Origin of the sequence: Mycolicibacterium tusciae (assembly GCF_002086795.1) — a bacterium.
Classification (GTDB): domain Bacteria; phylum Actinomycetota; class Actinomycetes; order Mycobacteriales; family Mycobacteriaceae; genus Mycobacterium; species Mycobacterium tusciae.
Genome location: NZ_MVIM01000004.1, coordinates 125,284 through 150,021, shown reverse-complemented (window position 1 = coordinate 150,021; position 24,738 = coordinate 125,284). Strand labels below are relative to the sequence as shown.

26 protein-coding genes are annotated in these 24,738 nt (G+C 65.6%); 18 read left to right on the top strand and 8 right to left on the bottom strand.

Annotated elements, in window-relative coordinates; all coding sequences use genetic code 11:
• Window positions 1-825, bottom strand: a complete 825-nt coding sequence (locus BST47_RS09340; protein ID WP_083125254.1) for a ComEA family DNA-binding protein — start codon at window positions 823-825, stop codon at window positions 1-3.
• A 158-nt stretch (window positions 826-983) separates the two neighbouring features.
• On the opposite strand from BST47_RS09340, the gene BST47_RS09335 reads away from it, so the two are divergent.
• The 4 genes from BST47_RS09335 to BST47_RS09320 all read left to right on the top strand — a co-directional run bounded on the left by BST47_RS09335 (window position 984) and on the right by BST47_RS09320 (window position 3,348).
• On the top strand, window positions 984-1,736 hold the full coding sequence (locus BST47_RS09335; RefSeq protein WP_083125253.1) for a hypothetical protein: 753 nt from the start codon (window positions 984-986) through the stop codon (window positions 1,734-1,736).
• Between the two features lie 109 nt (window positions 1,737-1,845).
• Window positions 1,846-2,484, top strand: a complete 639-nt coding sequence (nthB, locus tag BST47_RS09330; protein ID WP_234809631.1) for a nitrile hydratase subunit beta — start codon at window positions 1,846-1,848, stop codon at window positions 2,482-2,484.
• Window positions 2,474-3,067, top strand: coding sequence for a nitrile hydratase subunit alpha (gene nthA, locus BST47_RS09325; protein WP_083125252.1), 594 nt, complete (start codon window positions 2,474-2,476; stop codon window positions 3,065-3,067). The genes nthB and nthA overlap by 11 nt, the downstream gene beginning before the upstream one ends.
• Window positions 3,064-3,348 carry a nitrile hydratase accessory protein gene (locus tag BST47_RS09320; RefSeq protein ID WP_083125251.1) on the top strand — a complete coding sequence of 95 codons (285 nt, stop codon included), beginning with the start codon at window positions 3,064-3,066 and terminating at the stop codon, window positions 3,346-3,348. Before nthA ends, BST47_RS09320 begins: the two co-directional genes overlap by 4 nt.
• Here BST47_RS09320 and BST47_RS31595 read toward each other — a convergent pair.
• Window positions 3,345-3,623 carry a DUF6841 family protein gene (locus BST47_RS31595; RefSeq protein WP_420094027.1) on the bottom strand — a complete coding sequence of 93 codons (279 nt, stop codon included), beginning with the start codon at window positions 3,621-3,623 and terminating at the stop codon, window positions 3,345-3,347. The genes BST47_RS09320 and BST47_RS31595 overlap by 4 nt on opposite strands.
• Window positions 3,624-3,782: 159 nt before the next feature.
• Between BST47_RS31595 and BST47_RS09315 the strand changes: the two genes are divergently transcribed.
• Window positions 3,783-4,640 (top strand): alpha/beta fold hydrolase, encoded by an 858-nt coding sequence (locus tag BST47_RS09315; RefSeq protein WP_083125250.1) that lies wholly within the window; start codon window positions 3,783-3,785, stop codon window positions 4,638-4,640.
• A 4-nt stretch (window positions 4,641-4,644) separates the two neighbouring features.
• Here BST47_RS09315 and BST47_RS09310 read toward each other — a convergent pair whose 3' ends face one another.
• From BST47_RS09310 to BST47_RS09300, 3 genes are read right to left on the bottom strand one after another with little or no spacing between them, the layout of a single operon-like run.
• A complete protein-coding gene (locus BST47_RS09310) occupies window positions 4,645-5,472 on the bottom strand; it encodes a mycofactocin-coupled SDR family oxidoreductase (protein WP_083125249.1) in 828 nt (275 codons plus the stop codon).
• A 2-nt stretch (window positions 5,473-5,474) separates the two neighbouring features.
• Entirely contained in the window at window positions 5,475-6,275 is an 801-nt protein-coding gene (locus BST47_RS09305) for a mycofactocin-coupled SDR family oxidoreductase (protein ID WP_083125248.1), read from the bottom strand.
• Window positions 6,262-7,884 carry a flavin-containing monooxygenase gene (locus BST47_RS09300; RefSeq protein WP_083125516.1) on the bottom strand — a complete coding sequence of 541 codons (1,623 nt, stop codon included), beginning with the start codon at window positions 7,882-7,884 and terminating at the stop codon, window positions 6,262-6,264. The genes BST47_RS09305 and BST47_RS09300 overlap by 14 nt, the downstream gene beginning before the upstream one ends.
• Window positions 7,885-8,258: 374 nt before the next feature.
• Here BST47_RS09300 and BST47_RS09295 point away from each other — a divergent pair, with 374 nt between their 5' ends.
• The 7 genes from BST47_RS09295 to BST47_RS09265 all read left to right on the top strand — a co-directional run bounded on the left by BST47_RS09295 (window position 8,259) and on the right by BST47_RS09265 (window position 14,703).
• Window positions 8,259-9,437, top strand: coding sequence for an acyl-CoA dehydrogenase family protein (locus BST47_RS09295; RefSeq protein WP_083125247.1), 1,179 nt, complete (start codon window positions 8,259-8,261; stop codon window positions 9,435-9,437).
• A 3-nt stretch (window positions 9,438-9,440) separates the two neighbouring features.
• Window positions 9,441-10,349 carry a biphenyl-2,3-diol 1,2-dioxygenase gene (gene bphC / locus BST47_RS09290; RefSeq protein WP_083125246.1) on the top strand — a complete coding sequence of 303 codons (909 nt, stop codon included), beginning with the start codon at window positions 9,441-9,443 and terminating at the stop codon, window positions 10,347-10,349.
• A 3-nt stretch (window positions 10,350-10,352) separates the two neighbouring features.
• A complete protein-coding gene (locus tag BST47_RS09285; protein WP_083125245.1) occupies window positions 10,353-11,816 on the top strand; it encodes an FAD-dependent oxidoreductase in 1,464 nt (487 codons plus the stop codon).
• Between the two features lie 165 nt (window positions 11,817-11,981).
• Window positions 11,982-12,809, top strand: coding sequence for an IclR family transcriptional regulator (locus tag BST47_RS09280; protein WP_083125244.1), 828 nt, complete (start codon window positions 11,982-11,984; stop codon window positions 12,807-12,809).
• Window positions 12,806-13,741, top strand: a complete 936-nt coding sequence (locus BST47_RS09275; protein WP_083125243.1) for a LipP1 family hormone-sensitive lipase — start codon at window positions 12,806-12,808, stop codon at window positions 13,739-13,741. Before BST47_RS09280 ends, BST47_RS09275 begins: the two co-directional genes overlap by 4 nt.
• Window positions 13,734-14,081: an alpha-amylase family protein gene (locus BST47_RS09270; RefSeq protein WP_083125515.1), complete on the top strand. Its 348-nt coding sequence runs from the start codon at window positions 13,734-13,736 to the stop codon at window positions 14,079-14,081. The genes BST47_RS09275 and BST47_RS09270 overlap by 8 nt, the downstream gene beginning before the upstream one ends.
• Window positions 14,074-14,703 carry a Dabb family protein gene (locus tag BST47_RS09265; protein WP_083125242.1) on the top strand — a complete coding sequence of 210 codons (630 nt, stop codon included), beginning with the start codon at window positions 14,074-14,076 and terminating at the stop codon, window positions 14,701-14,703. Before BST47_RS09270 ends, BST47_RS09265 begins: the two co-directional genes overlap by 8 nt.
• Here BST47_RS09265 and BST47_RS09260 read toward each other — a convergent pair.
• Window positions 14,700-15,587 (bottom strand): SDR family NAD(P)-dependent oxidoreductase, encoded by an 888-nt coding sequence (locus tag BST47_RS09260; RefSeq protein WP_083125241.1) that lies wholly within the window; start codon window positions 15,585-15,587, stop codon window positions 14,700-14,702. The two genes, BST47_RS09265 and BST47_RS09260, sit on opposite strands and share 4 nt — an antisense overlap.
• The gene (locus tag BST47_RS09255) at window positions 15,584-17,572 is read right to left on the bottom strand and encodes a flavin-containing monooxygenase (RefSeq protein WP_083125240.1); all 1,989 of its coding nucleotides are present in this window, start codon (window positions 17,570-17,572) and stop codon (window positions 15,584-15,586) included. Before BST47_RS09255 ends, BST47_RS09260 begins: the two co-directional genes overlap by 4 nt.
• Before the next feature lie 35 nt (window positions 17,573-17,607).
• On the opposite strand from BST47_RS09255, the gene BST47_RS09250 reads away from it, so the two are divergent.
• The 6 genes from BST47_RS09250 (at window position 17,608) to BST47_RS09225 (ending at window position 23,924) form a co-directional block, all read left to right on the top strand.
• Window positions 17,608-18,759 (top strand): acyl-CoA dehydrogenase family protein, encoded by a 1,152-nt coding sequence (locus tag BST47_RS09250; protein ID WP_083125239.1) that lies wholly within the window; start codon window positions 17,608-17,610, stop codon window positions 18,757-18,759.
• Window positions 18,760-18,770: 11 nt separating this feature from the next.
• On the top strand, window positions 18,771-20,327 hold the full coding sequence (locus BST47_RS09245; RefSeq protein ID WP_083125514.1) for an acyl-CoA synthetase: 1,557 nt from the start codon (window positions 18,771-18,773) through the stop codon (window positions 20,325-20,327).
• A 49-nt stretch (window positions 20,328-20,376) separates the two neighbouring features.
• Window positions 20,377-20,862 carry a polyketide cyclase gene (locus BST47_RS09240; RefSeq protein WP_083125238.1) on the top strand — a complete coding sequence of 162 codons (486 nt, stop codon included), beginning with the start codon at window positions 20,377-20,379 and terminating at the stop codon, window positions 20,860-20,862.
• The gene (locus BST47_RS09235) at window positions 20,859-21,707 is read left to right on the top strand and encodes an SDR family oxidoreductase (RefSeq protein WP_083125237.1); all 849 of its coding nucleotides are present in this window, start codon (window positions 20,859-20,861) and stop codon (window positions 21,705-21,707) included. The genes BST47_RS09240 and BST47_RS09235 overlap by 4 nt, the downstream gene beginning before the upstream one ends.
• Window positions 21,704-22,648: an alpha/beta hydrolase gene (locus tag BST47_RS09230; protein WP_083125236.1), complete on the top strand. Its 945-nt coding sequence runs from the start codon at window positions 21,704-21,706 to the stop codon at window positions 22,646-22,648. Before BST47_RS09235 ends, BST47_RS09230 begins: the two co-directional genes overlap by 4 nt.
• Window positions 22,649-22,847: 199 nt before the next feature.
• Window positions 22,848-23,924, top strand: a complete 1,077-nt coding sequence (locus tag BST47_RS09225) for a hypothetical protein (RefSeq protein WP_083125235.1) — start codon at window positions 22,848-22,850, stop codon at window positions 23,922-23,924.
• Window positions 23,925-23,927: 3 nt separating this feature from the next.
• Here BST47_RS09225 and BST47_RS09220 read toward each other — a convergent pair whose 3' ends face one another.
• Window positions 23,928-24,734: an SDR family NAD(P)-dependent oxidoreductase gene (locus BST47_RS09220; protein ID WP_083125234.1), complete on the bottom strand. Its 807-nt coding sequence runs from the start codon at window positions 24,732-24,734 to the stop codon at window positions 23,928-23,930.
• Window positions 24,735-24,738 lie beyond the last annotated feature (4 nt).

Genomic DNA, 24,738 nt, shown 5'->3' with positions numbered 1-24,738 from the left:
TCACGCATGGACGCGATCGCGCAGTTTTTCCAGCCGCGCAGGCCCGATTCCGTCGACGTCGCCGAGTTGGTCGACGCTGCTGAAGCGTCCGTTGGCGTCACGCCACGCGACGATCGCTGCCGCGGTCACCGGGCCGATCCCCGGGAGGCTGTCGAGCTGCTCGACGGTTGCGCTGTTGAGGTCGACCAGACCGTCCGGCGCTGCGGGATCGCCGGGAATCGAGGGCGCCCCCGATGACACGGCCGGGGCCGCTCCCGGGCTGATGGAGCTGCCCATCGTCGCCGGCTCGCCCGGTACCGGAGCGATGCCGACGACGATCTGCTCGCCGTCGGCAACTCGCCTTGCCATGTTCAGTTCCAACAGATCCGCGCCGTCGAGCGCCCCGCCCGCGGCAGCGAGCGCATCGGCGATCCGAGCGCCCGGGTCCAGCGTGACCAGGCCAGGCTTACCGACAAGGCCGACCACGCTTACGACGACGGGCGTATCGGGTGCGGGCGCACCAGCGGATGGGGTCGGACTCGCCGACGAAACCATCTGCACCGGTGGCAGTTTCGCCGAAGTCACCGGCGGCGAGTCGTCGCGCGCCAGCGTGAACAGTGTGACCAGAACCGCGATGACACCCACGACACCCAAAGCGATGACCCCCGCCCTGCCCGGATCTGCTCGCACGGCCGCCAGCCAACTCGGCGGTCCGCCCGCATTGGAATCGGGTAACCACCGCGACAACAACGTGTCGGGTTGGGGCTCGCCGTCGGCATCGGTATCGGGCTCACTCTCGGCGCCGAGACGGCGATGCAGACGCTCGGTCGGCAATTCCGTTCGCATGAGCCGAAAGTAGGCCCGACGTCGGACCGCACCTGCCGAGAACTAGGGACACGCAACGCGCGCTGGGGATCAAATGACGGTTGTGGATAGGTGCGTTGTCTAGGGTTGATGTCCGGTGTCCGCGCCTATGAGTCTCACCGCGGCACGAGGGGGTGCACATGGATCGTCGAACCCCGATGACGGCCGGTATTGCGTTCGCGGTGCTGTACGCCGTTGCACTGGTGCTGACTCCGAGATTTCCCGGCATCGACAAGCCGGGCTCGGCGATCGTCGCGCACGTCAACGAGCACTCGGCGGAAATGCGCGCGCAGGCACTGCTACTCGCATTCGGGTCCCTCGCGCTGGTGGTGTTGCTCGGGTATGCACGTGAACGGTTGGCGGTACCGGCGAGCTACGTGTTCACCATTGGTGCCGCGGCGCTGCTGGTGCAGGTGTTCATCGCGACATGGTTCACCGCCGGGCTGGCGCTGCACCCCGAACAGCTCGGCTCGGGCACGGCACGAACGATCACCGACGTCGTGACCATGTGGGGACCGATGTTGACGGTCACGAACCTCATGATGGCGGTACCGATTCTGTTGGCCGCCAATGCCGGTCAATTCCCGCGCTGGCTCGGGATAGTTGCCGCCGTGTTCGCGGTGGAGCAGCTGATCGAGACGATCACGATCATCGGTCCGCCGGGAAGCTTCATCTCGCCCGGCGGCCCGATGAACACCTATCTCGGCGCGCCGCTGTTCATCCTGTTCTTCCTGGCGCTCGGTGTCGCATTGTCGTTGCAACAACAGCGCGACAACCGGCCCGCGATCGTGGATGTGGACGATCCGGTCGACGATCCAGACCGTGTGGGCGAACCGCAGACCGGCGATGGGGATATCGTCCGGCCGGTCACCGTCGAGGATTCCGCCAATTGATCGGCGTTCTCTGACCCCTCGGATTCGTATTTCCGCACATCGGGCCACCCGGGAGAAAAGTTCGATTCGCGAACACGTTCTGCTGAGGACCGTGATCGCCGTAAAGTCGATGGCTGTGGATGGGGTGCACGACCTCGGTGGAATCGCCGGGTTCGGCGCTGTCGAATACGACGCCGACGAGTCGTCGTTCGCCGAGGACTGGGAGCGACGGGTGTTCCGTCTCCAGATCGGCTCCGGACCGCTGCGAGAAAACCTGCCCGCCTTCCGGCATTCGATCGAGCGGATGGTGCCGGCGCATTACCTTTCCTCGCCCTATTTCGAACACTGGCTGACCGGCGCCGCGACCAGGGCCGTCGAGGCGGGACTGACGACGCGCGAAGAGCTCGAACAGCGCGCCGGTGGATGCTTCCCGCTGTCACAGCCGGACCGCGGCGTCCTCCCCGACGATCTCACCTCCCGAACGGAGCCGCGATACGCGGTCGGTGACGAGGTGCGGGTGCGCAATTGGCACCCTCCCGGACACACCCGGGCGCCGCGGTATGTCCAGGGCAGGCGCGGCACCATCGCGCGTGTGCTCGGGGTGGCGAACGTCGATGACATCCAGGCCCACGGCGGTGGCTTGGTGAGCGATCCCTTCTACTCGGTCCGATTCACCTCCCACGAGCTGTGGGGCGAGGGCGGCGGCGACGGTGAGGTCGTTCACGTCGATTTGTTCGAGCGATACCTGCAGGATGCCAATGACCACTGATCATCACCACCCCGCCGAGCTGGCGCCGATCGAGGCCCGCGTCGCCGCGATCGAGTCGGTCCTCGTCCAAAAGGGAATCCTGGACACCGCTGCAGTCGACGCGATCGTGACGCATCTCGAGGACAACCTCGGCCCGATGAACGGTGCGCAGGTCATCGCCAGAGCGTGGACCGATCCGGTGTACAAGGAGCAGCTTCTCGACGACGCGACGGCTGCGATCGACGCACTCGGTTTCGGTGGGCCGCAGGGCGAGCACATGGTCGTCGTGGAGAACACCCCCGCGGTGCACAACATCGTGGTGTGCACGCTGTGCTCCTGCTACCCGTGGCCGACTCTCGGGTTGCCGCCGAAGTGGTACAAGGAGCCGGCCTATCGTGCACGCGCGGTGCGTGAACCACGAAAGTTGCTCGCCGAGATGGGCACGGTGGTGCCCGATAACGTCGAGATCCGCGTGTGGGATTCCAGTTCGGAGGCAAGGTATCTCGTGCTACCGATGCGTCCGGACGGCACCGAGGGGATGTCGGTGAGCGAGCTCGCCGGGATAGTCACCCGCGATTCGATGATCGGTGTGCAGCGGTTGTGACCATCCCCGACGACGACTCACTCCCCCGCGACAACGGGAATCTGGTCTTCGACGCACCGTGGCAGGCGCGGGCGCTGGGAATCGCTGTCGCGGTCGTCGAAAAGCTGGACCTGCCGTGGGATGCGTTCCGGCAACGTCTGATGGACGAGATCGCCGCCGATCCGCAGCGTTCGTACTACGACAACTGGGGCAGGGCCCTCGAGTCGATGGTGCTCGACCTCGACCTCGCCACGCCTGCCGCGCTCGATGCCGCGACGCCTACCGAGCGTGCGCCGCTCTAACCTCCGTGGGCGGCGAGCATCGATATCCGCAGGCCGTCGTCCGCACCGGTCACGACGTAAGTGATTGTCGGGCTGTCGATCTCGTCACTCCTGTCGTCGTAGCGGGATAGGCTGGCACGATAGATCGCTGACGTCGCGTTCAGACCGATGACCTCGGATTGAAGGACCTTGGTACCCCGGTACCGCCGGGCCCGCAGCCCGTCGACCTGGCCCTGGATGACCGTCGCGACCTCGCTGTCCGTGGTGAGCCCGATGACGCCGTCGTCGCTGGTGATGACCCAGCGGCACCGCGTACCAGGTCAATAGCGTCGCGAGCATGAGTCCTCTCCCGGTACCGGCCGTGCTCACGGCCCGGTCACCGGGACGGCGGCCGCGACGCCGTATGCCACGATGCCAGTCTGAGGTATGCCCAATTGTCGGCGACGGGATCGGTGATGACAGCGGAATTGACCTATGACGGCACGCTTCGCGAGATGCCCACCGAGGCGGGCGTTCTTCGCTACCACGAAGCGGGTGATGGTCCTCCCCTGTTGCTCTTGCACGGGTCCGGTCCGGGGGTGACGGGCTGGCGCAATTTCCGCGGCATTCTGGGCACCTTCGCCGAGCGCTTCCGCTGCCTCGTGCTGGAGTTCCCCGGCTTCGGTGTGAGCGACGACTTCGGTGGCCACCCGATGATCACCGCATTCGGTGCCGTGGGCACGTTCGTCGACGCGCTGGGACTCGACTCCGTCGACATCATCGGCAATTCGATGGGTGGCGCCGTCGGCATCAATTACGCGACCCATCAGCCGGCGAAGGTGCGGCGCCTCGTCACCATCGGCGGGATTGGCACCAACATCTTCTCGCCGGGCCCCAGTGAGGGCATCCGGCTCTTGCAGGAATTCACCGAGGACCCGACGCGGCAGCGGCTGGTCGACTGGTTGCACTCGATGGTGTACGACCCGGCACTGGTGACCGAGCAACTGATCGAGGAGCGGTGGGCGCTGGCGACGGATCCACCGACGCTGGAAAGCGCCCGCCGCATGTACGGCAAGGCGGCGTTCACGCAGATGATGGCGGCGATGCGGGCGTCCGATGGTCCACCGCCCTGGGCGACGATGCACAAGCTCGCGGCACCGACGCTGCTGACGTGGGGCCGCGATGACCGGGTGAGCCCGTTGGACATGGCCCTGATCCCGATGCGGACCATCCCCAACGCCGAACTGCACGTGTTCCCCAACTGCGGGCACTGGGCGATGATCGAGGCCAAGGACGCATTCGTAAGCACGGTGCTGGCGTTCCTGACCCGCTGAGTTCTCAGCGCTGAGTGCTGCCCGCGTCCACCGGCAGCGTGACCGCCGTGATGTAGCGGGCCTCGTCCGAGGCCAGGAACAGGCATGCGTTGGCGACGTCGACGGGGTCGACCCACGGAATCGGCAACATGTTCATCGAGCACGCCGCCTCCGCGAACTCCTCCCGGGAGACCTGCTGGAGGTCCGGCCGGAACGCGGCGCGGACGTTGTCGTTCTGGATCATCGGCGTGTCGACATTTGTCGGATGCACCGAGTTCACCCGGATATTGTGCGGTGCAAGCTCATTGGCGAGGGTGCGCATGAGCCCGACCACACCGTGTTTGGCCGAGGTGTAGTGCGCGACCCCGACCAAACCGCGTAGGCCCGCGATGGAGCTGATCAGAATCATCGACCCCGCCCCGCGTTCGATGAGATGCGGTGCGGTGGCACGACAGGTCCGCCAGACACCGGTCAGGTTGACGTCCAGCATTGTCTGCCACGCAATCTCGGACATCTCCATGGCCATCTCGCGCGATGTGATCCCCGCGGTCGCGCACACGATGTCCAGACCACCGAGGGACTCGACACCGCGGTCCGTCGCGGCCTGCACAGCAGCGGTGTCACGGACGTCGACGACCTCGGTGACGACACGGCCGCCGGCTTCGGATACCAGTCGGGCCGTGTCGTCGAGATCGGCGGGCGTCGCCGGCGGCGTGACGACGGTGTCCACTGGGCCGCAGATGTCGAGGGCGATGACGTCGGCACCCTCCTGGGCGAACCGAACCGCCTGCGCGCGTCCGATACCCCGCGCCGCGCCGGTGATCAGTGCGACCTTCCCCTGCAATCGACCCATTGTCATACCTTCTGCGTCAGACCGGCGTCGACCACGAGTTGGGTTCCGGTGATGTAGCGGGCTTCGTCGGAGGCCAGGAACACCACGGCGTTGGCGATGTCGACGGGCTCGACCCATCCCACCGGCAGCAGGTTGCGAGCCTTGAGGACTTCGGCGGCGTCGGCCGCCGTGGGGTTGGGCACGTCGGGACACAGCCGACGGAATGTCGCGTCGTTGAGCACCATCGCGGTACCGACTGCCCCGGGATGGACGGTGTTGACCCGAATCCGCTGGGACCCCAGCTCATTGGCCAGCGTGCGGGCAAGGCCGACCAGCGCATGCTTGCTGGCGGTGTAGTGCGCGCTGTTAGGAGTACCACGTAATCCGTTGGTGGAACTGATGATCACCACAGATCCCCCGCCCTCACCGATGTGCGGCACCGCCGACTTCACGGTGTGAAACACCCCGGTCAGATTGATGGCCAGCGTGTTCTGCCAGGTTTCGTCGCTGAGCTCCCATGTCGGTGCGCCTGCGGTGTGTACACCGGCATTGGCCACAACGACGTCGAGGCGACCCAGTTCGCCGACGGCCGCGTCGATCGCGGCCGACATCGCATCGGCATCGCGCACGTCGACCGTCGCGGCCACGCATCGCCGGCCGCGATCGTGCACCTGAGTTGCGGTGGCGTGTAATTGGTCGCCCAACTCGACGGTGTCGAGGGCGATCACATCCGCACCCTCATCGGCGAACCGTTGGCAGTGCACGCGGCCAGTACCCTTGGCGGCACCGGTGACAACGACCACCTTGCCGTCAAGCCCGGACATCACGGCGCCTTGACGAGAGCTCGAAGCCCTTGTAGCCCGCGCTGACGACCTCGTTGCAGATGTCGAGGTAGGCGGCGAACCCGCCGATAAATAGCATGAAACCCCGTGGTTTTCCAGGCACATTCGCCCCCATGTACCAGGAATTCGCCCGTGTGAACAGTGACGCGTCCGCACGACGGTTCAGTTCGGCGTGCCAGTCCTCGACGGCGTCCGCCGTGGCCTCGATGGCGGTGTGACCATGGTCGTCGAGATAGGTGATGGCATCGGCGATCCAGTTCACGTGCGCTTCTGCATGCAGCACCATGTTGGCCAGCACCGCAGGGGCGCCGGGGCCGGACACCAGGAACAGATTCGGAAAATCGTCCACCGCCAACCCGAGATAGGTGCGTGGCCCGTGCGCCCAGTCGTCGCGCAGCGTGTGGCCGTTGCGCCCGACGATGTCGATCTTTGCCAAGGCGCCCGTCATCGCGTCGAACCCGGTGGCGAGCACAATCGCATCGACGTCGAAACGTGCGTCGGAGGTGGTGATGCCGGTGGCGTCGATGGACTCGATGGGTGTCTTGCGGACGCTGACGAGTTCGACGTGTGACCGGTTGAAGGTCTGAAAGTAGTTGGTGTCGGTGCAGATCCGTTTGGTGCCGATCGGGTGGTCGTTCGGGATCAACAGGTCGGCGACTTCGGGATCATCGATGACGACGCGGACCTTTTCCTCGTAGAACTTCCGGGCTTCGTCGTTGGCTTCGATATCCGTCATCTGGTCGCTGAAGGTCTTGGAGAACAACACGCCGCCGAGTTCCCAACGCTTTTCGAATGCGGCCCTGCGCTCCTCCGCGGTGGCCTCCATCGTCAGCTTGGGGTGCGCGATGTGCGGTGAGCCTCCGCCGCTACGCCACGACAACCGCCGCCGCTCGTCGTAAGAAGCCTTGTAGTCGGCGACGTCCTTGTCCGTCAAGGTTCGATTACCGGCAGGGACACTGTAATTCGGGGTGCGTTGGAAGACGACAAGCTTCTCCGCCGCCTCGGCGATGATCGGTATCGACTGGATGCCGGACGATCCGGTGCCGATCACGGCGACGCGCTTGCCGGTGAAGTCGACGGTCTCCTTCGGCCAGTGCGCGGTGTGGTAAAGCTCGCCCTCGAACGAGGACAGGCCTTCGAAGTCCGGCGTCAACGCAGCCGACAACGGTCCCGTCGCCATCACGCAGAATCGTGCGTTGACCGACTCCCCCGTGTCGGTGTTCACCGTCCAGCGCACGGCGGCGTCATCGAACACCGCCGATGTCACACGCGTGTTGAACGTGATGCCGTCACGCAGATCGAGTTCGTCGACGACCCAGTTCAGGTACCGCAGGATCTCGGCCTGTGTCGCATATTTCTCGCTCCACGACCATTTCTGTTGCAACTCGTCGGAGAACGAGTAGCAGTAATCGACACTTTCTACGTCGCAGCGCGCTCCGGGGTACCGGTTGAAGTACCACGTGCCGCCGACCTCCGGCGCGGCCTCGAACACCCGCACCGTCAATCCCAGCGACCGGAATTTGTGCAGGGCGTAGATTCCGGCGAACCCTGCGCCCACGACGACGACGTCTACGTCTGCCTCGTTGCTCACGACCACACGGTAGGTCGTAGCGGACGCCGAGCCGGGCGGTTTCCCGGTGACCGGACGCTGACGATTTCGGATCCCGAACACCGGGCGGTGGCTGTCCGTCTCAGCCGCCCAAGGCCAACACTGTCCGCCATGGCAAGAGCAGACGTGGACCTCGACGGAAACTGCATCGTCTCCGGGAAGGTCGACATGACACAGTGATGTCCTTGAACCCGAGGACCTCGGGTCGGCCTGATCCTGGCGTATCAGGCAAGACCCGTCTCGGCCTCGGTGCACATCGAGTTCTGACGGCGGCAGTCCACTGACCGGGATTGCCTGCGGCGTCGGGGCCACCTGAGGTAGACCATGAATCAGCCCACACAGCGTAAGGACACAGAATGACCGAGCGGGTAATCGACCGAGTGATGGAGATGGCCGCCCAACTGCGTGAGCAGGGCGCCGAGGCCGAGAAGATCGGCCAACTCACCGACCAGACAGCCAAGGCTATGAAGGCGGCCGGCAATATCCGGCTGCTGCAGCCCGCCAAGTACAACGGCTACGAGGTCCATCCGCGCGAGTTCGCCGAGACCGTGATGGCAACGGCGACGCTCGATCCCGCCGCGGGATGGATCAACGGCGTCGTCGGCGTGCACCCGTATCAGTTGGCCTACGCCGATCCCAAGGTGGCAGAGGAGATCTGGGGCGCCGACGTCGACACCTGGGTCGCCTCGCCGTACGCGCCGCAGGGTGTGGCAAAGCCGGTCGACGGGGGCTACATCTTCAACGGGCGCTGGCAGTTCAGCTCGGGCACCGACCAATGCGAGTGGATCATCCTCGGCGCGATGCTGGGTGACGCCGAGGGCAAACCGCTCATGCCGCCGCAGATGCTGCACATGATCCTGCCGCGCAAGGACTACGAGATCGTCGAGGACTCCTGGAATGTCGTGGGTCTGCGTGGCACCGGATCCAAGGACGTCATCGTGCGCGACGCCTTCGTCCCCGACTACCGGACGATGGACGCCACCGAGGTGATGGACGGCACCGCCCAGCGCAAGGCCGGTATGTCGTCGACGCTTTACCTCATGCCGTGGTCGACCATGTTCCCGCTGGGCATCACGTCCGCGGTGGTCGGCATCGCCGAGGGAGCACTGGCCGCCCACCTCGATTACCAGCGTGACCGCGTCGGCGCCTACGGTGCGGTCAAGGACGACCCGTACGTCATGTACGCCATCGGCGAGGCCGCCGCGGACATCAACGCCGCCCGCCAGGAACTGCTGGCCAACGTCGACCGCATCTTCGACATCGTCGACACCGGCAAGGAGGTGTCCTTCGAAGACCGTGCCGCCGGACGACGGACACAGGTGCGCGCGGCGTGGCGCGCGGTCGCCGCAGTCGACCAGATCTTCGCCCGATCGGGCGGCAACGCGTTGCGGATGGACAAACCGCTGCAACGGTACTGGCGCGACGCGCACGCCGGTCTGGCTCACGCGATCCACATCCCCGGCACGCCGTATCACGCGTCGGCGCTGAGCTCGTTCGGAGTCGACCCCGAGGGTCCGTTGCGGGCGCTGATCTGACCGATGAGCATTCTCAAGAGCCTCGGCTACATCACCGTTGCAACCAGCGATATCGACCGGTGGCGTCAGTTTGCCTTCGGCGTGCTGGGATTCGCCGAGGGATCGGGTCCCGATCCCTCGGCCCTGTACCTGCGGATGGACGAGCGCGCAGCGCGCATCATCGTCGTGCCCGGCGACGTCGACCGGGTTCTGACGGTCGGCTGGGAGGTGCGCGACCACGCCGCTCTCGAGGAAGTCAAAACCTCGTTGGACGGGGCGTCGATCGCGTTCAAGGACTTGTCCCCCGCCGAGGCCGACGAACGGCGAGTGGAGGAAGTGATCACGTTCTCCGACCCAGCGGGTACGACGCTGGAGGTGTTCCACGGCGCGGTGCTCGACCACAGCCCGGTCATCACCCCGTTCGGGGCGCGGTTCGTCACCGGCGACCAGGGTCTCGGCCACGTGGTGGTGCCCGCGATGGATGCCAACGGCCTGTTCGACTTCTACACCGGCGTCCTGGGTTTCCGCTCGCGCGGAGCCTTCCGGGTACCAGCCCCGCCGGAGTTCGGTCCGATACGGGTTCGCTTCCTCGGCATCAACGAGCGGCACCACAGCCTGGCGATCTGCCCGTCGATGAACCAGGACAAGCCCGGCCTGGTCCACGTCATGGTGGAGGTCGACAGCCTCGATGCGGTCGGGCGGGCACTCGACCGCGTCAACGCGGAGGGTTTCCAGCTGTCCTCGACGCTGGGCCGACACACCAACGACAAGATGGTGTCCTTCTACGTGCGCGCACCCGGCGACTGGGACATCGAGTTCGGCACCGACGGCATGCGTGTGGACGAACGGTATTACACCGCAGAGGAAATCACCGCCGACAGCTACTGGGGCCACCAGTGGATGGGCGAACCGCCAGCCGCGATGCGGATGTAGCCGATGGATACCGACGTCTACCCCAAGTCTGCTGACCAGATCGAGAGTTGGGACTACGAAGCCGATGTCGTGATCGCGGGGTACGGCATCGCCGGTGCGGCCGCGGCGGTGGAAGCCGCCTCGGCCGGCGCCGACGTCCTGGTCCTCGAGCGCACCGGCGGTTGGGGCGGGGCCGCCGCGATGGCGGGCGGGTTCATCTACCTCGGCGGCGGCACCGATCTGCAAAAGGCCTGTGGCTTCGACGATTCCGTCGACAACATGGCCGCCTTCCTCAACGTGGCGATGGGCCCGGGCGCCGACGCGAACCGCGTCGGCGACTATTGCGCCGGCAGCGTCGACCATTTCGACTGGCTGGTGCGCTGCGGCGTGCCGTTCAAACCGGTGTTCTGGGGTGAGCCCGGCTGGGAGCCGCCCGGCGACGAAGGCCTCATGTTCACCGGCGGCGAGAACGCCTTCCCTTTCAACACCATCGCGAAACCCGCTCCGCGGGGCCATATTCCGCAGATGTCGAACAAGAAGGCCGGCGAGGCCAGCGCCGGTTACATGCTGATGAAGCCGCTCGTCGACACTGCGACATCGCTGGGAGTGCGGGCGGTCTACGACGTTCATGCGTCGTCGTTGATCGTGGCATCCGACGGCCGCGTCGCCGGACTGGTCGCCCGTCAGTACGGGAAGTCCGTGGCGATCCGCGCGCGACGCGGCGTCGTGCTCGCTGCCGGCAGCTTCGCCTACAACGACGCCATGATGGCCCAATACGCGCCGCGGCTCGTCGGCCGACCGGGCGCGTCGATAGAACAGCATGACGGGCGAGCGATCCGGATGGCCCAAGCGCTCGGCGCGGACCTGGCCCACATGGATGCCACCGAGGTGGCGTTCCTGATCGATCCCCAGCAGACCGTCCGCGGCATCCTCGTCAACGGGCGCGGACAGCGCTATGTCCCCGAGGACATGTATTCCGGCCGCATCGGCCAGCTCACGCTGTATCACCAGGACGACACGGCGTACCTGATCATCGACGGCGATGCGCAGGAGGAGGCGATGGCCGCGACCTCCCCGACGCCGTTCCTCAAACGTCCGGCGACGTGGGTCTGCGACACGGTCGCCGAGCTCGAGGGCGAGATCGGCCTTCCGCCTGGCTCGTTGCAGGCCACGGTCAGCGCGTACAACGAGGCCGCGGCGCGCGGTGAGGATCCGCTGCTGCACAAGAAGGCCGAATGGCTGGAGCCCATCGGCACGCCCGTCGGCGCGATCGATCTCCGGGCGAGTTGCGCCGGGTTCACCCTGGGCGGGCTGCTGACCACGTTGAACTCGGAGGTGCTGCACGTCAGCGGCGAACCGATTCCCGGTTTGTATGCCGCGGGCCGCTGCACTGCGGGTGTGGCCGCGTGGGGTTACGCCAGCGGGATCTCGCTCGGGGACGGCAGCTTCTACGGCCGTCGCGCGGGCCGCTCCGCAGCCAAGGGCTGACAGTCGCTTCTGCACGTTGACTCTGCGCCCAGGGCGCAAAAACGCGAGTGCTCCGCGCCCTCACCGCAGAGTCAACGCGTTTCGGCATGCCTACGTGACAGCCGCCACACCCATATGCTACAAATAGGCATATTTCTATTAGTCATATGACCGCGAGGAGGCGTCATGACAACGATTGCCGGGGCTGTCGAAACTCCGAGTGCTGTGATTGATCGGGTGTCGCTCGTGTTGGACGCCTTCGACGGACCCGGACGTCTCAACCTGGCCCAGATCGTTCGACGCACAGGCCTGCCCCGGTCATCGGCGCACCGGATGCTCGAACGGTTGGTCGCGCTGCGCTGGCTGCGCCGCAACGGCCGTGACTACGAGCTGGGGATGCGGCTCGTGGAGCTCGGCTCGCTCGCCGTGCACCAGGACCGACTGCACCGGGCAGCGATCCCGTTGCTGCATGATCTGCATCGCGCGACGGGACTGGTCGTCCATCTCGCCGTGTTGGACGGCTCCGACGTGGTCTATCTGGAAAAGATCGGCGACCGGATGATGGCAGCGATACCCACCCGCGTCGGCGGTCGTCAGCCCGCGCATTGCGCGGCGGTGGGCAAGGCGATGCTGGCCTATAACAGCGAGGCCGACGTCGTCGATCTCAGCACCCGCAAGACCAGGTACTCGATCAGCACGCCCGCGCAGCTACGCGCTGAACTGGCCAACGTTCGCGGCCGCGGCGTTGCGTTCGACCGCGAAGAGTCGGTGCCCGGATTCGGTTGTGTTGCAGCGCCCATCGGCGCCCCGGGGGAAGCTGTCGCGGCGGTATCGGTGTGCGGCCCTGTCAGCCGAATGACGTTCGACCAGCGACTCGCGGCGCCGGTGCGCATGACCGCGATGGGGATATGGCGCGACGTCGAAGACGGGCCGCGGCGAGTGGCACCAACCCTGCAACACGCGCGGCCATTGCGCAGCGCCGCGCGCCAGGTCCCGGAGCTGCAGTACGCATGACGCTGGATCCGCAGATCGCCGAGATCATCGAAGCGCTCGACGCCGGATTCCCGCCCGTGCACACGATGACCGGTGCGACGGCGCGGGCGACGATCAGGTCCCGCTTCGTCGCGGCGGCGACACCCGAAGAGGTCGGCGACGTCCGCGACGTATCCGTTCACGGGCCCGCAGGCGATATCGCGGTGCGCATCTACCGCCCCGCTTCAGCGTCCGGGCCAGTGCCGACGGTGGTGTACGCCCACGGTGGCGGGTTTGTGTTCTGCGATCTCGACAGCCATGACGGACTGTGCCGCAGCTTGGCGAATCTGATTCCCGCCGTGGTGGTTTCCGTCGCATACCGGCTGGCGCCGGAAGCGCCGTGGCCGGCTGCCGCTGAAGACGTGTTCGCGGTGACGCACTGGGCCGCCCGTAACGCGGACGCCCTCGGCGGCTATCCAGGCCGAATAGTCGTGGGTGGCGACAGTGCGGGTGGCCACATCGCGGCAACGGTCGCGCTGATGGCACGCGATCGCGGAGCACCGACGCTCGCGGCGCAGTTGCTGCTGTACCCGATGATCTCTCCGCATTGCGACACGGAGTCGTATCGCTTGTTCGGCGAAGGGTACTACAACCCCCGACGTGCATTGCAGTGGTATTGGGACCAGTACGTGCCCGACCCCGTCGACCGCGAACATCCATACGCTGCACCGCTATCCACCGACTTGTCTGGTGTGCCACCCGCCGTAATCGTGACGGCAGGTCACGATCCTCTGCGGGATGAAGGAATCGCATTCGGCGAGGCGCTCACCGGTGCCGGCGTTCGATTGACGCATCGGCACTACGAGGGCGCCATTCACGGGTTCATGACCATGCCCGTGCTCGACCTTGCCCAACAGGCACGAAGGCAAGCAGGCGAAGACCTGTCCGCGATCCTCGCCGGTGCGCATGTCTGACGGTGCGGTCTACGTCGTCGACCATGTGGTGACGCAGCCGGGACGAGCCAAAGAATTCATCGACCGATACCTCGCTGAATACGCCCCTGGAGCCCGCGAACGCGGAATGACGTTGCGCGACATCCTCGTCAGCCCGCCCGTCTGGTTCACTGATCAGTCCAACACGGTCACCATCCGCTGGTCGCTGCCGAGTGCGCAGGCATGGTGGGAGATGACGTGGAAGGGCAGGCCCGACGCCAGCGTCGGCCGATGGTGGACGACGATCGGCGAGCTGATCCGTCAACGGTCACGCAGCGTGGCGGCCGCCGCCGACGATGTCGACGAGCTCTGCGATGTTTAATCTCACCAGGCTGATCCACCTCGCACCGGGCGAAGAACCCCATGCACTGATACCCGCCCTCCGTGCCACCGCGGAACCATCGGCGACGCACGTCCTCATCGAACCGACGCTGCCAGGTGTCCGCAACGGCGGCGACATTCTGATGCACCTGCGCTTCGCCGATCTACAGAGGCGTACCGAGACTGCCGCCGAGCTCGACAAAGCGCTCGATTGCGCCGCGGTCCAGCACGCCGACGGGGCCGAATATCGTGGTGCGGCACACGAAACCGCCGGCGAGCAGTCCGCGACTGTCTATCGGACCCTGCTGCTGCGGGTGGCGCCCGAAACCGATGAGGCCCTCATCGAGCGGTTCGAGAGCGACCTCGCCCTGATGCCGCACTATGTGCGCACGATCACGGCATGGCAGTTGAGCCGGGTGGAGCGCGCCGTCGGTGCGTCGCCGTGGACCCACGTGTTCGAACAACATTTCACCGACGTCGACGGCCTGATGGGACCGTACTTGATGCATCCGATCCACTGGGCCCATGTCGACCGATGGTTCGATCCCGAGTGTCCCGATGTGATCGTGCGGGACCGGGTGTGTCACAGCTTCTGCCGAAGTGACACCGTGGTTTTGGGCTAGACGCCGGCCGGCAGGATGTTCGGGTTCGCGGTGCTCGGTGGTTCCAACGGCGGCAGCACCGAGCTGCCGTCGAGGGTGTGTACCACGAGTTGCTGAGACCATGGATAGTGCAGGCTGAAAGCCACCAGCCCCGTGCGCTCGGCAGCGGGCCGGTGACACATCGCCAACACGGTCTCGGCGAGATACTCGACCGGTTCCGTCGGGAACGTATCCGGGATCAGCGCTGAGGCACCGGGTGTGCGCACCGCGGTGGACGGACCAACACAGTTGACCGCGATGTTCGCGTCGAGCAGTTCGGCAGCGACGCCCTGCGTGAACCGATGCAAGGCCGCCTTGATCGACGCGTAGATTACGTCGCCCGAGGTCTTGTTGTACTCGCGGTACGGCCGGACCGGCGCGACTCCGGTCACCGATCCGATGTTGACGATCCATCCCGCGCCTAGTGTGCGCATACCGGGCACCGCCGCCTTGGTCAACACGAACGGCACCCGTAGATAGTGCTCCACTGTGCGTTCGAAGGTGTCCAGCGACATGTCCTCGACCTTCGAATAGTCAGCGAAACCAGCGTTGTTGACCAGGATGTCGAGCCGGCCGGTGCGGTCGAGTACCCGCTGGACGAGGTGGTCGCGATCATCGGGTTTCTCCAGGTCCGCCGCCATCCCGATCGCCTGTCCGCCCGCGGCCTCGATGAGCTCGATGGTTTCGCCGATCGTGCCGGGAAGCGCCGCGGACGATCCCCAACGCAAAGACTGTGACGGCTCATACGAACGCGCCGTCACCACGACCGTCGCGCCCTCGGCCGCCAACCGCTGCGCGATCGCCCGGCCGATCCCCCGGCTGCTGCCTGTGACCAAAGCTGTTTTACCGCTTAGCAATTGAGTCATCGCAGTTCGTAATGCTCTTCGATGGGCGCACGGTGCTGATGCCACAGATCGACCAGACGGTACGGAGTGGCCACCACGACACGGCCCGAACCGGACCGGTAATACGTGTGCGCGTTCGGCGTGTGGCACCACACTGTGCCCGCCATCGCCTCGTCGATCGCGGCGACGTAGTCGTCGTGCGCCTGCTGCGTCACCTCGATCGCCGTCGCCCCGCGCAGCGCCATCAGTTGCAGGCATTCGATGATGTAGTGCGCCATCACCTCCATCGAGAAGTTCGCGCCCGCACCGTGGCCCGGACTGTAATTCGGTGCCGAGTTGATGAACAGGTTGGGGAAGCCGGGTACCGTGCCACCGCGATAGGCGCGGGGACTGTCGCCCCATTCGCCGGCGAGAGTGCGACCACCGCGGCCACGAATGTCGATGGTCGACAGGAAGTCCAAGTGATAGCCGGTGGCGTAGATGATGACGTCGAGATCGATTTGGCGGCCGTCGGCCGTGACGATTCCCCGCTCGTTGACTTCGGCGGGCTCACTGGCCTCGACGTCCACGTGACTGCGGGTCAGTGCCGCGTAGTAGCCACCCGGATCCCGGATGATGCGCTTACCGTACGGTGCGAAATCAGGCGTCACCTTCCTCGCCAGTTCGCTGTCCGCCCCGAAGGTTCGGTCGATGTATTCCAGGCACATCTGCAGCAGCACGTCGTTGGCCGGTGAGATCGACAGGTGCTCACTTGCCCACTCCGGATCCTGCAGTATCACCGGATAGTTGTTGTCGGACGTGGCCCAGTACGACTTGAGCCGGTGCCAGTTCGCGTAGTACGGCACGTGGCGCCCCAGGTAGCGCCGAAACTCGGGCACGTCGTCGGTCGGCCGCTTACGCGGAGCGACCCAGTGCGGCTGGCGCTGGAAAACCGTCAGGTGCGCGACCTCATCGACGCAGGCGTCGACAATCTGCACGGCCGTACAGCCGGCGCCGACGACCGCGACCCGCTGACCGGTGAGATCCAGCGACGAGTCCCACTGCGCCGAATGAATACTCGTGCCCGCGAAAGTTTCCCGGCCGCCGACGTCCGGCCAGCGTGGACGGTTGAGGTATCCGGCGGCGGTGATCACCACGCGGTGATGGCTGATCCGACGATGGCCGTCACGATCCACCGTCTCGATGCGCCACTGCCGTCGGTCTTCCTCCCACGTCAGCGCCTCGACCTCGGTGCCGAACCGGATGTGGTCGCGCAGTCTGTACTTGTCGGCCAGCGACACCAGGTAGGCCTGGTACTCCGCACCCTGCGGGTAGTAGCTCGTCCAGTCGGGATTCACCTCACGCGAGAGCGAGTAATACGCCGACGGCGTATCCACACCGATCCCCGGGTAGGTCGTAGTCAGCCAGGTCCCTCCGACTTCGTCGTTGCGGTCGAAGATCTCGTACGCGACGCCGGCGTCCGCGGCAGCGAACGCGGCGATCATCCCCGCGAGACCCGCGCCGATGATCGCCACACTCGTCGTCGCCGGGATTGGCACAGTGCGAGGCAATGTCGGCTGCGACAGCTGAAAGCCACCCTGTTCGAGCAACAGGGGAACGAACTCGTCGTCGACCTCAGAGCCGAGCGCGAGCGGCAGCAACCGGGTGAACAGTTCCTGGTCGTGGGCAAACCGATGATTTGACGGGCTGTCGAGCGCGTCGAGGACTGCCGATGCCAATGCCTCCGCGGTATCGGGGTCGGTGACCCCCGCGCGCTCGGGCGGGTCGGGCACGTGTGTGATCGCCGGCCCGAACCTGTCGATCACCGACGCGTCGCCGGTGAGCTGAGCCAGCACCGCAACCAGCACACCCGGGTCGGCCTGTCGCAGGTTCGCCCGGACCTCGACAGGATCGAACCCGGAACCGGTGTTCGCCCGATGGGTTTCGGCATCAGTGGTCACAACAACGGAGTATCGAGCCCGCGACGATGGCTGCGGGGGGGCATGTCTACTGAGCGGGACACTCATCGTCCTCGCAGTGCACACGGGCCTACCCTGCGGCAATGGATCGCGTGCATTACGAACCCGACCACCGTGCATTCGGAGAATTGGCGGGCGATTTCGCGCGCAAGGAGGTCGCACCGTTCATCGCCGCCTGGGAGGACGACGGGATCATTCCCCGTCAGGTGTTCGCCAAGGCCGGAGCCGTCGGGCTGCTGGGCTTTGCGGCCGGCGAACAATTCGGTGGCGTCGAAGCGCGCGATTTCCGCTACAACCAGATCCTGATCGAATCGTTCATGGATGCAGACTGCGGTGCTGTCGGTTTGAGTTTCGCGGTTCACAACGACATCTGCCTGCCCTATCTCGCCGACCTGGGCACCGCCGAACAACGCGCTCGGTGGCTGCCGGGCTTCGTTTCCGGAGACCTCATCGCAGCCATCGGGATGACCGAGCCCGGCGCCGGCTCTGATGTGGCCGGAATCCGCACCTCGGCCGTCGACGCGGGCGATCACTTCTGCGTCAACGGCGCGAAGACGTTCATCACCAACGGACAGAACGCCGATCTGGTGATCACCTGCGTGCGCACCTCAGCCGACAGGCACCGCGGCCTGACGCTGCTCGTGCTCGAGCGGGGTATGCCCGGCTTCGAGCGCGGCCGCAACCTGGACAAGCTCGGACTGCACTGCCAGGACACGTCGGAGCTGATCCTCACCGACGTGATGGTGCCGAAACGGAACGTATTGGGCGAGGTGGGGCGGGGATTCGAATATCTGATGCGGAATCTGCCGCAGGAACGGATGCAGATCGCGGTCGGCAGCCTCGGCCGCGCCCGCGCGGCGCTGCGCTGGACGATCGACTACGTGCGCGACCGCACCGCATTCGGCAAACCCATTGGGGCACTGCAGAACACCCGCTTCGTCCTTGCCGATGTCGCCACCGAGGTGTCGGTGGCGGAGGCGTTCATCGACCGCTGCGTCGTCGAACTCAATGCCGGGCGGCTGTCACCCGCTGACGCCGCGAAGGCCAAGTTGTGGGCGACGGAGATGGAGTTCCGATGTCTCGATTCCTGCCAGCAGCTGTTCGGCGGCTACGGATACATGCGCGAGTACCCGATCGCCCGCTCCGCGATCGACGCCAGGGTCACCCGTGTCTACGGCGGCACCTCGGAGATCATGCGCGAGATCATCGGCCGCGAACTGAACCTCGCGCAGTGAAGGACCAACGTATGCAGGTGCGCAGCCATACCCTGGGCGACATCCCGCGCCGGACCGCCCGCAGGCATCCCAACAAGGTCGCCGTCATCGACGGCGACGTCACGCTGACCTTTGCCGAATTCGACGAGCTGGTCGACCGCGCCGCGGCGGCACTGCGAGACAACGGGTTTTCGCCCGGTGACCGCGTGGCATTGCTGGCCCACAACTGCTGGCAGTACGCGGTACTTGCGTTCGCCACCGCGAGGGCGGGCGTCGTGCTCGTGCCGATCAACTTCATGCTCATCGCCGACGAGATCGCCTACATCGTGAGCCACAGCGGCGTCCGGGGATTGATCGTCGAACAGGACCTCATCCCCACCGCGGACGCAGCGTTGGCCCGCGTCGGATCGGTAGTCACCAAGGTCACCTTGAATGCCGATGGGCAGCGCGCACCGTACGGCTGGCATGACTTCGCGCGTTGGCTGACCACCACCACTTCGCCGCCGGACGTCGAGATCGGCGATGATCAGTTGCTTCGCCTGATGTACACCAGTGGCACCGAATCGCGTCCCAAGGGGGTGATGCACTCCAGCCGCAGCCTGATGTCCAATTACGTCAGCACCATCGTGGCCGGGTCGATGTCGGAGGACGATATCGAGATTCACTCCATGCCGCTCTACCACTGCGCCCAGCTCGACAATTTCCTGGCGACCGACATCTACCTGGGCGCTACGAGCATCATCCTTCCGCGTCCTGATCCTGAGGTGATCTTGCGCAGCATCGGGAAACACGGAGCGACCAATTTCTTTGCCCCGCCGACCATCTGGATCAGCCTGCTGCGCTCGCCCATCATCGACGAAGTCGACCTGAGCAGCCTGCGCAAGGGCTACTACGGCGCATCGGCGATGCCCACCGAGATCCTGCTCGAGCTCCGCGAGCGCCTGCCCGACCTACAGTTGTGGAACTTCTACGGTCAGACCGAGATGGCCCCCCTGGCAAGCGCATTGGGGCCCACCGATCAGGCCGACCACGGCGGTGCGGCGGGCCGGCCCGCGATCAACGTCGAGACCACCATCCTCGACGACACCGATACCCCCGTTTCGGCGGGAACGGTGGGAGAGATCGCGCACCGCGGGCCGCATCTCATGCTGGGTTACCTCGACGACCCGATGCACACCGCGGAAGCGTTCCGCGGCGGATGGTTTCATTCCGGAGACCTCGGCTACTACGACGAGTTCGGGCTCCTGCACGTCGTCGACCGTAAGAAGGACATGATCAAGACGGGTGGCGAGAACGTCGCGAGCCGTGAGGTGGAGGAGGTGCTCTACCGGCATCCAGGCGTGGAAGAAGTCGCCGTGTTCGGTGTTCCGCATCCGGTCTGGGTGGAGGCTGTCGTCGCGGCAGTCGTCACGCGCGACGGCGTGAGCCCGACCGAGGCTGAACTGCTCACCCACTGTCGCGACCACCTCGCCGGGTACAAGACGCCGAAGCAGGTCCACTTCGTCGAAGCGTTACCGAAGAACCCGAGCGGCAAGCTGCTCAAGCGTGATCTGCGCACCCGATTCGGCGAGCAGAACGTGTTCCACTGACCGGGCACAGCCATTCCCCGGGAGAGCTTTTGAGAGTTCACTCACTCGCATGAGCGACGACATCACGCTGTCTGAGATCCAGGAATTCATCGCCGGGTTCTGGTACCACTACGACCAGGGCCACTTCGACGAGCTGGCCACCCGAATCGGTGACGAGATGGAGTACCTGAGCCGGTCCGATTCCGGCCACTGCCCGTTCGAGGATCTGTTGGCGGCCGAACTGCACGGCGGCGCCGAGACGCTGGCGTGGCTCACGCAGCACCGGAACGAGAACCCCTACCCGCTGCGCCATCACGCGACCAACATCTTCCGTACCGGTAGCGATGGTGCCGTGACCGATGCGCGCTTTTATCTGTACGTCAATCAGATCACCAACAATGTCCCGTTCGACGTCTCCAGCGGCGTCGTCGATGTCGGGATACGGCGGGCCGGTGATGGCCTGGTGTTCACGTCGATGAGGGTGGTGCTCGACGCCGAGGATTCGATTCCCTTTGCCGAACACAGCGCGAAGAGTGCGGCCACGGCAGGCACATGAGCGCACCCTTCGGCGGCGGAGTCGCCGTGATCACGGGCGCCGGTGCGGGCATTGGCGCGGGTTTGGCCCGCCATGCGGCCGAGCTCGGCATGACGGTGGTGCTGGCCGACATCGACGCCGACGCGGTTGCGGCGCTTCGAGACGAGCTCACCAGGGCGGGCATAGTCGCCATTGACGCAGTCTGCGACGTCCGCGATCCGGGGGCCGTATCGGCGCTCGCCGAGAGGGTGTACCGCGACGTCGGTCCGGTGCGGCTGCTTATCAACAACGCAGGCATCGAGCAGTTCGGATATCTCTGGGATACGCCCGTCGAGAACTGGAATCGACTGGTCGCTATCAACGTCAGCGGAGTCTTCCACGGTGTGCGAGCCTTCCTTCCGCTGATGATCGAGGCTGGGGAGCCTGCTTGGGTGTGGAACCTGTCGTCCATCGGTGGAGTCGCCGTCGTCCCGCTGCAGGCGCCCTACATCATGAGCAAGCACGCGGTGTTGGCGCTCACCGAGTGCCTACGGCTGGAGGTAGAACTGGCCGGCCACGACCACATTCACGTCCAGGCGGTGCTGCCGGGGGCCGTCGTGTCGAACATCTTCGAGTCGGCGGGTGGGGTGACCGACGGCGACGTGGTAGCAGCCGAATCCCAGCGTGCGGCCATGCTCGACATCAAGGCCGACGCGATGGATCCGCGCGCCGCCGCCGAGGCGGTGTTCGAACAGGCCGCCGAAGGGCGATTCTATCTTCTGACGCAGCCGGACTATGTCGGCTCGGCGATGGCTGAACGCGCCAATGTGCTTGCCTCTCAACAGCCCCCGAAGTTGCGCACGCAACGCCGATTCGATCCCGCGTGACCGCTCCGCAGCTCGATCCCGATGCCGCCGAGCGCGTCGCCTCGTTCGGTGAAATGCCGCCCATGCGTGAACGAGGTCTCGACGCGATCCGGGAGGCCATCGAAACCGCTCCGCTGCCCGAGACGATGCCTGAAATGGCGGCGGTCGACGATTGCGCCGCACCGGCCGCCGCCGGGCCGGTGCCGCTGCGGATCTACCGACCCAACGCCGACGCCAATGCGCCGGTGTTGGTGTACTTCCACGGCGGCGGCATGGTGATGGGCTCCAATCACTCGTTCGAGCCGCTGGCGCGAACGCTTGCCGCCCAATCCAACGCCACCGTGGTGTCGGTGGACTACCGGCTCGCTCCAGAGTTCCCCGCACCTGCTCAGTTCGACGACGCATTCAGGGCCACCGAATGGGTTGCGCAGCACGCGCAGCAGATAGGTGCCGACGTCACACGACTGGCGGTCGTCGGTGACAGCGCGGGTGGCTCGCTGGCCGCGGCGGTGGCGCTCGCGTCCCGCGACCGCGGCGGTCCCGCCATCTGCTGTCAGGTGCTGCTCTACCCGGGCCTCGACCGCGATATGGCCGTGGAGTCGATCGCCGCACTTCCAGATGCCCCGATGCTCAGCCACGACGACATCGTCTACATGCACGAGCTCGCCGACGTCGGCGCGGCCACGGCGCATGACCAGTACCGCGTTCCCGCCTACGCCGCCGACCTGGCCGGGCTTCCCCCGGCGATCGTCGTCACCGCCGAATGCGACCCGATCCGCGACTGGGGCGAGCGGTACGCAGCTCGCCTGCGAGAAGCGCGCGTGCAGACCACTGTCACCCGGTATCCCGGCATGTACCACGGTTTCCTCATGCGATCGGATGCGACGGCACGTGGTCGGCTCGCGATTGCGGAGATCGGCGGACTTCTGCGCGCGAAATTCGCCCATCCCCTGCCTTTCTGAACTCACAGGCCGGTCGATCTCCTCCTCAGGCAGCGCTCCACATCGGGAGGCTGCGTACGCAATGTCAGCCTGAGAGCTTCGCGGTGAATATATATGTGTGGTGAGGCCCGCAGACTGACATTGTGGTCCGGTCAAATGAACCTCCCGATGACTGGACACGCGGTGATCCGATAGGTGTCCGCACCACCACAATCGAGCCATGCTCAACGAACAGCAGCGCATGCAACTTTCCGAGGTTCTGCGACCGGCCTCGCCGCCGCGCGAGGTCGAGAACGTCTATACGGACGATCAACTCGAGCGCCTGTTCGAGATCGTGCGGACCGAGGGTCCGTGGCGATTGATCATCTCTCAGCATTTCGCCTCGGCGGAGGAGTTGATCGCCACGATGAGTGGCATGTTCCCGGAGGGCTACGAACCGTCGCTCGACTTGTTCTTGACGCCGACATTCCGCGGCTATTTGGCCAATTATGGCGCGGTGCTGTACCCGGAACTGCACGACTGCTTCTACAACCAGCGATTCGTGGACTATGCGAAAAGTTATTGGAGCGCTGAGTACGCCAAGCCCCAAATGATGCTGTTCAACATCAACGGACCGTGCGCCAATCGCGATCCCGGACATCTCGACGCCCCCAGCTTCCGCGGTGTGCGCCATGAGAATGCACCCACGTGGTTGACCAGTGTGATGGGCAAATCCGGATTGTTCCAGGACTACCTGATCAAAATGGCCCAGGTCATCACGTGGTTCTCACTCGATGAGAGCAGCGGCTTCACCTATTGGCCCGACGGGCCGCTCAAGGCGCCTCGGCGCGTACTGCCGCCGGTCTACAACCGCGGCGTGCTGGTGCAGAACGAGATGATGATGCACCGCGGTGAGGCGAACGGACCACTCGAGCAGCAGATGCCGGAAGGGCTTGCGTTCGACACCGTGTTCGCGGGCGACCCGGCGGATAAAGACTTCTGGCTGCTCAAGAACGGCAACAACGTCATCGCCCGGCACCACACTGACGAATTGCGGTTCCTGGTGCATTGGTCAGCAGAGGTGTTCGCCGACTACGACGAGCTCAAGAAGAACATGGACGGCAGCGCCGACCTGACAATCGACAAGGCCATCGACATGCTCGTTGACGACGCCGCGAAGAAGGGCATCGAGCTCAACGTGCCCAGCGAGCCGCTGCACGACCCAGAGTTCATCGGGGCGCTGAATGCGGTCTATGACCTCGGCGCGCCCGCTGAGTATCCACAGGAAGCGCCCCTCTCTGCGTTCCAGGTCGCCTGAGGGTCAGCGCACCACCACTGCACTGGGTTCGCGCGGGTCGCCCATCATCTCGCGGTGCGACGGCGGCTGCCTACCGTCCTCGTCGGTGAGGCCGTACCGCTGCGCGATCTCCGCGCCGATCACCGTACGGCCGGACAGCTGGGCGAGATCGGGGTCGCGATACAGGGCGTTGATCACATGTCCGGTGAACTCGGGGGTTTCGGCGTGCTCGGCCGTCTTCGCCAACGCCTCGGGATGGCCGCCAAACGCCGCACGGAAGCGCTCGGTGAGCAGGATGCCCATCCAGATCGACACCGTGGCCACCCCGGTGTCGCGGAAGTCGACCGCCATGTCGGCGGCCATCTTGTCGACGCCGGCCTTCTGGGCGCCGTAGGCCGGACCGTGCATGTAGCACACCGACCCCGGCGACGAGGTGAATGCGATCAGACCTCGACCCCGACCCACCAGCAGCGGCGCGGCATGCCACGACGCGACGTACGCCGACCGCAGCCCGACGTCAAGAACATCGGCGAGTTCGAGTGCCTTCTCCCAGAACGGCTTTGGATTGACCAGCTCATCGGATATGGCTGCGGCGTTGTTCACCAAAAGGTCCAACCCGCCGTTTTCCTCGTCCACGCGCTTGAACAACTGGGCTACCGCGTCGTCGTCGCGGTGGTCGACCTTCACGGCGATACCGCCGTCACCAGGGTCGCGCACGGTCCTGCCGGTCAGATACACCCGCCACCCGTCAGCGACGAGCGCGGCCGCGATGCCACGTCCCGCGCCGCGACTGGCACCCGTCACGACCGCAACCGGTGGAATGTCTTTCACAGGA

Excerpts from the sequence above, each read along its gene's own strand:
- BST47_RS09340 (WP_083125254.1), bottom strand. The coding sequence starts at position 825 with ATGCGAACGGAATTGCCGACCGAGCGTCTGCATCGCCGTCTCGGCGCC.
- BST47_RS09335 (WP_083125253.1), top strand. The coding sequence starts at position 984 with ATGGATCGTCGAACCCCGATGACGGCCGGTATTGCGTTCGCGGTGCTG.
- nthB (WP_234809631.1), top strand. The coding sequence starts at position 1,846 with ATGGCTGTGGATGGGGTGCACGACCTCGGTGGAATCGCCGGGTTCGGC.
- nthA (WP_083125252.1), top strand. The coding sequence starts at position 2,474 with ATGACCACTGATCATCACCACCCCGCCGAGCTGGCGCCGATCGAGGCC.
- BST47_RS09315 (WP_083125250.1), top strand. The coding sequence starts at position 3,783 with ATGACAGCGGAATTGACCTATGACGGCACGCTTCGCGAGATGCCCACC.
- BST47_RS09310 (WP_083125249.1), bottom strand. The coding sequence starts at position 5,472 with ATGGGTCGATTGCAGGGGAAGGTCGCACTGATCACCGGCGCGGCGCGG.
- BST47_RS09305 (WP_083125248.1), bottom strand. The coding sequence starts at position 6,275 with ATGTCCGGGCTTGACGGCAAGGTGGTCGTTGTCACCGGTGCCGCCAAG.
- BST47_RS09295 (WP_083125247.1), top strand. The coding sequence starts at position 8,259 with ATGACCGAGCGGGTAATCGACCGAGTGATGGAGATGGCCGCCCAACTG.
- bphC (WP_083125246.1), top strand. The coding sequence starts at position 9,441 with ATGAGCATTCTCAAGAGCCTCGGCTACATCACCGTTGCAACCAGCGAT.
- BST47_RS09285 (WP_083125245.1), top strand. The coding sequence starts at position 10,353 with ATGGATACCGACGTCTACCCCAAGTCTGCTGACCAGATCGAGAGTTGG.
- BST47_RS09280 (WP_083125244.1), top strand. The coding sequence starts at position 11,982 with ATGACAACGATTGCCGGGGCTGTCGAAACTCCGAGTGCTGTGATTGAT.
- BST47_RS09275 (WP_083125243.1), top strand. The coding sequence starts at position 12,806 with ATGACGCTGGATCCGCAGATCGCCGAGATCATCGAAGCGCTCGACGCC.
- BST47_RS09270 (WP_083125515.1), top strand. The coding sequence starts at position 13,734 with ATGTCTGACGGTGCGGTCTACGTCGTCGACCATGTGGTGACGCAGCCG.
- BST47_RS09265 (WP_083125242.1), top strand. The coding sequence starts at position 14,074 with ATGTTTAATCTCACCAGGCTGATCCACCTCGCACCGGGCGAAGAACCC.
- BST47_RS09260 (WP_083125241.1), bottom strand. The coding sequence starts at position 15,587 with ATGACTCAATTGCTAAGCGGTAAAACAGCTTTGGTCACAGGCAGCAGC.
- BST47_RS09255 (WP_083125240.1), bottom strand. The coding sequence starts at position 17,572 with ATGAGTGTCCCGCTCAGTAGACATGCCCCCCCGCAGCCATCGTCGCGG.
- BST47_RS09250 (WP_083125239.1), top strand. The coding sequence starts at position 17,608 with ATGGATCGCGTGCATTACGAACCCGACCACCGTGCATTCGGAGAATTG.
- BST47_RS09245 (WP_083125514.1), top strand. The coding sequence starts at position 18,771 with ATGCAGGTGCGCAGCCATACCCTGGGCGACATCCCGCGCCGGACCGCC.
- BST47_RS09240 (WP_083125238.1), top strand. The coding sequence starts at position 20,377 with ATGAGCGACGACATCACGCTGTCTGAGATCCAGGAATTCATCGCCGGG.
- BST47_RS09235 (WP_083125237.1), top strand. The coding sequence starts at position 20,859 with ATGAGCGCACCCTTCGGCGGCGGAGTCGCCGTGATCACGGGCGCCGGT.
- BST47_RS09225 (WP_083125235.1), top strand. The coding sequence starts at position 22,848 with ATGCTCAACGAACAGCAGCGCATGCAACTTTCCGAGGTTCTGCGACCG.